Here is a 5303-nt window from a genome sequence, read left to right on the forward strand (position 1 = left end):
CCGGCCTTGAACGGCAAAGGCCGATTGAGCATGGCGAAAAGAAACACCGAGAGCGCGGGGGCGACCATGGGGATCGGCAGGTCAAGTCCGAAGCTCGCGGCCATGCATAGTGCGGTGCCACTCGCGAGGCGCAGCGAACGCTGAGCGCGACGATTGCTCGTGACAGGGATGAGCTTGTCAGTAGGCATACGAAAGCCAGCTCATCAGATGCAGGAACAGGCGGCCGAGCAGATTGAGCGGATTACCTGGGCTTGGGAACGCCATGACCTCGGCCTGCCCGCCAACGCGGATGCCGCGCAGCGTGGCCAACTCGCCTGGGGAGAACTCGACAATGACCGGGAAGCGTTGAGCCGGGCGCAGCCAGTCGCGACTGGTCTGCACCGTCGGCAGGCTGCCGGGCGGCGTATTCAGGCCCACGTTGATGCCGTAACCGAGGCTGCGCACGCGGCCTTCGAAGAGCTTGCCTGGCCGTGCATCCAACGCAATGGCGACTGGTGTGCCGACCTCGACGTTGCCGAGGTTGTTCTCCGTCATTTCCGCGCTGATCCACATATCGTGGATAGCGATTAGCGTCATGACCGGGTTGCCGGCGGCGGCAAACTGGCCGGCATCGGTGCGCAGGTCGGTGATCAGACCGGCCGAGCGCGCCCGCACGCGGGTGTTGGTCAGGTCCAGTTCCGCCTTTTCCAGGGCCGTGGCAGCGCTACGCAGTTTGGCGTTGTCTTCCTCGCTGCCTCCTTCCTGTTCGCGCGCGCGTTGCACCTCCGCCCGGGCCGCGGCAACCTGACTGGTGGCCTGTTCGAGGCTGGCGCGGGCCAGCTCGAGCCGGCGCAGCGAAATGGTGCCCGTGTCTTCGCGGTACAGGCGTTCGAGGCGTTCGCTATCCTGGCGCGCCTTGAGTTCGTTGGCCTGGGCAGCCCGCAAGGAAGCTCGCGCTGATTCGATGCCGGCGGTGCTCGCGCCAATTTGCCGGCGGGTCGATTCGAGGTCGGCGCGGGCGCGGTCGGCGGCAATCCTGTAGTGCTCCGGATCCACCTCGAACAGGAGTGCGCCGGCCTCGACGTCCTGATTGTTGCGCACATATACCTTGGTCACGCGTCCCGAGACTTCGGAAGCCACCGGCACGACAAAAGCCTGCACCCGTGCCTGCTGGGTGTAAGGGGTGAGTCGGTCGGCCAGCAGGTACCAGACGAGGCTGAGAACAATCAGCAGGACGACCCACCTGACTCCTTTCTTCGCCGGGTCGGCCGCGGGAGCCGGGGTGGGCGCCGACGCCGGCGCCGGCGTACCCGGCGGCGGAGGGGTTTCGGCGGGCTTCGGGGTGTCGCTCATCGGACTTACCTCTGTGCAGGGAGGCCGTTGCCGGCGGGCGAACGGCTGGACTCGTCCAACAGTGCGCCCCAGTCGGTGCGTTGCTGCATCTGCTGACGGCTGACCGGGTCGACCAGCGGTTGTTCGCTGTACCAGCCGCCGCCCAGCGCCTTGTACAGGGCGATCAGATCGCTCACGGCATTGCTGCGGTTGACCAGGTAAGCGTCCTGCTGGGCGGAGAGTGCCCGCTGGGCGTCCAGCACGCGCTCGAAGTCGGAATAGCCTTCGCGGTAGAGGGCGTTGGCCAGCGCCAGCGAGCGCTTGGCGGCCGCTGCTGCGTCACGCAGGATCGTCTCGCGCTCCAGGGCTTTGGTCAGGCTGCTGGCCGCATCGTCCGCTTCGCGCGCCGCCTGGCGTACGTCGTCCTGATAGGCCACGATCAGCTGTTGCAGACGGGCGTCCTGCACCCGCACGTTGTTCTTGATGCGGCCGTAGTCGAACACGTTCCAGCGCAGGCTGGGACCACCGATCAGGGCCAGGCTATTGGAAGTGCCCCCCAGCGAACTGGCGGACCAACTGATGCTGCCCAGCAGAGTCAGTGACGGATAGAGATCGGCCTCGGCCACGCCGATGAGCGCCGACTGAGCGGCGATCTGCAGTTCGGCGGCACGTATGTCCGGACGTCGCAGCAGCAGGTTGGCGGGCACGTCCTGCAGCACCGCGCGGTCGATCAGCGGAATCACCCCTTCCTTTTCCGCCAGCTCCGGCAGTTCCGGCAGCGGGCCGGGCGGGCGGCCGATCAGCACCGCGATGGCATTGCGGGCGCGCATGATCTGGCTTTCGAATTCGGGGATGGTGCTCAGCGTGCCGAGGTATTGCGTCTTGGCCTGTTGCAGGTCGAGTTCGTCGCTTTCGCCGCTTTTGAACAGCATCGTGGTGATCTCAAAGCTGCGCTTTTGCAGCGCGGCATTGTCGCGGGCGATGCGCAGGCGCGCTTCGGCGGTACGCAGGGCGAAGTAACTCTCGGCCATCTGGGCGTGCAGCAGGACCAGCACGTCCTCATGATTGGCCTGGGCGGCGAAATAAGCGGCATCGGCCGACTCGATGGCGCGGCTGAAGCGTCCCCAGAAATCCAGTTCCCAGCCAATGTCGAAGCCCGCACTGTATTGCCAGAAACGGTCGCTCTGCCGGTTGCGCCCGCCGGCCTGTTTGCGATCGGTGTATAGAACGTCGGCACCGACCTGCTGGACTTGCGGATAGCGTCCGCTCTGAGCAATGCCCAGTTGAGCGCGCGCCTCCATCACACGCAAGCCGGCAATCTTCACGCCGGCATTGTTAGCGTCGGCTTCGGCAATCAGGCGCTCCAGTATCGGATCTGCAAAGATTTGCCACCACTGCCTGGTATCGGGCTGTGAGCGCGTCTCGGTGGCTTGCTCGATAGCCTGGGTGCTCCAGTGTTCAGTCCAGGGCTCGCGCTGGGTCTGAAAGTCCGGCCCCAGGCGAATGCAGCCACTCAGGCAGAACGCGCCGATCAGCATTAACCGGTTCGGACGAGTTAGCGGCGACATGAGGCATCCTGCACGATCAAAGATCCTGAGCGAAGACATGGCTCATGTGGTTGCGACTGCTGGCGATAGAACAGGCGAAGCCTCGAAAGGACTTACTTCGTGTTCAGATACGGCCTGACTTCTTTGCAACCAATCGGCCCTCGCCGACGCGGACGTTCATGAACTTCGCGGGGCGCGGCCAGGAACAATCGCCCTCCGGTGGCGCGTCGTTGCTGGACAGTTTAAAGATCTATGTGATCACCGATTACTTCGGCCCGGTCTGGCGACCCCATACTGGTAATGACGTCGATAGAAGCATATTGGACTTTGGTCTCGTGTCACATCGGTGGAGAGGGGGCGTGTTCCTGCCTGTCCCGAGACAAAGGTCGTGCAGCCTCGCCGTCCTGTGGCACAACACCTTCACGGCGCTACCCATCCAGCCACCAAACGCAGGGAGCCGAGCGGTTCCTTGCCTTTCTTTTTTTGAAGAGATCAGGCTTCACGTTTATAGTTTTAGCCGTGTGACCTTGGTGCCAGCGAGCGAAGCGTCCGCCATCAGACCGGTGTTGGTCAGCACAATGGCCGCGACCTGCGAGGTGGCCGTCGTCGTGTCGATCGTGCCATTCGCACCCACTTTCACGAGCGAAACCGCCACGTCGCCGCCAACGGACCAGCCGGCCGCGTTGCGAAACTTGTCGAGCGCGTCGCGTGTCATGAAGAGAAAGATGACGGCCGTCGACTGGGCCCCGGCCTGGAATCCAAATGACCCCGACGCCGTGCTGTAATAGCCAGCCGTCGTGCCCCCAACATGCAATGAGCCTTCGCCATACTCGGCGCCGGCGATGAAGGCCGCCTTAACCACCGACGGGAACACCAGCACCCCTTGTGCCTTCGATACGAGCTCGCGTGAGCCCGGTACCGTCGAGAAAAGCCGCGACAAGGTGCCGTTTACTTCCGCGTCGATCGCCTGACGCTTCGAGGCATCGGTTTCAGGGCTCTTGCCGCTGCCCGGGGTCATGGTGCAGCCCGCGAGCGTCAGACCTGCAGCGGCAGTGCCAACTGCGGTCTTCAGCACAAAATCTCGTCTGTTCATTATCGTCCTCCATTATGTTCCGGGGCGGATCCCCGGTGCTTGACTCTGGCCGCTTCATCCTTTGATCCATTCTAACCAGTGTTCCAATGACAGGGCATGACAGGCTTACCCGCGCCGGCCGACAACACGCGCTTCAAGCGTTAATCCGGGATGTGCCGCGTCTTTCATCGCGTCTGGCTGATACCGATAAACAACCTGCAGGTCGAAGCCATGAACGGGCGGCGGGAACCCGTTCCTGTCACCCAGATGGTTCCTGCCGAACTGGCCGGTGACGTAGCCCATCGCCTTCAGTGCTGTGGCGATCGCTACCGTCCCGGCCGGCACAAGACCGACGAGCCAGTCTGGCCGAGTGGTCATGCCGGTACCGACAGGCAGCTCGCTCGCGATGAAGCTCGCGCGACCCGCAATGCCACTTACCTTCGCCTGGTAGTCGGTGGTGCAATCCAGGTACATCGCACCCGGAAATCGACGGTCTCCATCATGCAGAAGTGGCCCCGCCTGGACGGGTGATTTCATGCTGCTGTACTCATTGTGGTCAGATCGACGGACCTATTCAATTGAACTTTGGTCCTATGCGGCATTTGGTGTAAGCGTTTGGGCTTTCTGCGGCCTGTGTCGCCAAAGCGGCTCCGGCGTTTTCCCGCGCGGAACCAGGAAGATCTCGCTTCCCTGTGATTGAAGCTCTCGATGGGCATATTGGACTTTGGTCTCGTTTCACATCAGTGGAGAGAGGCGCGCCCGCTAGTCCAGAGACCGAGGTCGTGCAGCCTCGCTGTCCCATGTCCCACTTCGATGCGAGACGGGATGTGACGCGTGCCAGAATTCAGATCGTTGGTGTTAAACGATGGACAGCAGCAGTTCGGCACGGGAGGCCAACCGGACCGTTGATCTGGTACAGCGCTGGATACGGGTGGCACAATGATCAACCCCCTGTTTCGAACCCAGGGTACAGCGTCATCCCGCCATCGACGAAGAGCGTCGTGCCGACGATGTAGTCCGTGAAGTCCGACGCCAGCCAGACCGCGGCACGTCCGATCTCCTCGACCTCGCCGATGCGCTTGTAGGGCACGAGCTTCATCAGTTCGGCATAGGCCTCCGGAGTGGACCATGCCGCGGCGTTGATCGGCGTCCGGATCGCGCCCGGTGCTATGGAATTAACGCGGATGCGCTTCTCGGCGACCTCCTGCGCCAGGCTCTTCATCAGCAGCATCAGCCCGCCCTTGGAGGCCGCGTAATTCACGTGGCCGGCCCACGGAATCACCTCGTGGACCGAACTGGTGAAGATGATCTTGCCGGCTGCCACCGAAATTCCCGGCCGCACGCCCTGGCGGAGGAACTCGCGCACAGCTTCG

At 63.2% G+C, this 5303-nt stretch carries 6 protein-coding genes; all 6 read right to left on the reverse strand.

Annotated elements, in window-relative coordinates; genetic code table 11:
• On the reverse strand, positions 1-188 hold a 188-nt coding region (locus QOC89_RS26285; RefSeq protein ID WP_323047698.1), incomplete at its 3' end, for a DUF2955 domain-containing protein.
• The gene (locus tag QOC89_RS26290) at positions 178-1332 is read right to left on the reverse strand and encodes an HlyD family secretion protein (RefSeq protein WP_323047699.1); all 1155 of its coding nucleotides are present in this window, start codon (positions 1330-1332) and stop codon (positions 178-180) included. The genes QOC89_RS26290 and QOC89_RS26285, both read right to left, overlap by 11 nt.
• 5 nt (positions 1333-1337) lie before the next feature.
• Entirely contained in the window at positions 1338-2879 is a 1542-nt protein-coding gene (locus tag QOC89_RS26295; RefSeq protein ID WP_323047700.1) for an efflux transporter outer membrane subunit, read from the reverse strand.
• A gap of 484 nt (positions 2880-3363) precedes the next feature.
• Complete coding sequence (locus tag QOC89_RS26300) at positions 3364-3951, reverse strand: YSC84-related protein (protein ID WP_323047701.1); 588 nt, start codon at positions 3949-3951, stop codon at positions 3364-3366.
• 105 nt (positions 3952-4056) lie between these two features.
• Positions 4057-4467: a hypothetical protein gene (locus QOC89_RS26305; protein ID WP_323047702.1), complete on the reverse strand. Its 411-nt coding sequence runs from the start codon at positions 4465-4467 to the stop codon at positions 4057-4059.
• 406 nt (positions 4468-4873) lie between these two features.
• The coding region (locus tag QOC89_RS26310) for an SDR family oxidoreductase (protein ID WP_323047703.1) at positions 4874-5303 on the reverse strand (430 nt) is incomplete at its 5' end.

It is taken from the genome of Paraburkholderia sp. (genome assembly GCF_034668105.1).
Classification (GTDB): Bacteria; Pseudomonadota; Gammaproteobacteria; order Burkholderiales; family Burkholderiaceae; genus Paraburkholderia.

Excerpts from the sequence above, each read along its gene's own strand:
- QOC89_RS26295 (WP_323047700.1), bottom strand. The coding sequence starts at position 2,879 with ATGTCGCCGCTAACTCGTCCGAACCGGTTAATGCTGATCGGCGCGTTC.
- QOC89_RS26290 (WP_323047699.1), bottom strand. The coding sequence starts at position 1,332 with ATGAGCGACACCCCGAAGCCCGCCGAAACCCCTCCGCCGCCGGGTACG.
- QOC89_RS26305 (WP_323047702.1), bottom strand. The coding sequence starts at position 4,467 with ATGAAATCACCCGTCCAGGCGGGGCCACTTCTGCATGATGGAGACCGT.
- QOC89_RS26300 (WP_323047701.1), bottom strand. The coding sequence starts at position 3,951 with ATGAACAGACGAGATTTTGTGCTGAAGACCGCAGTTGGCACTGCCGCT.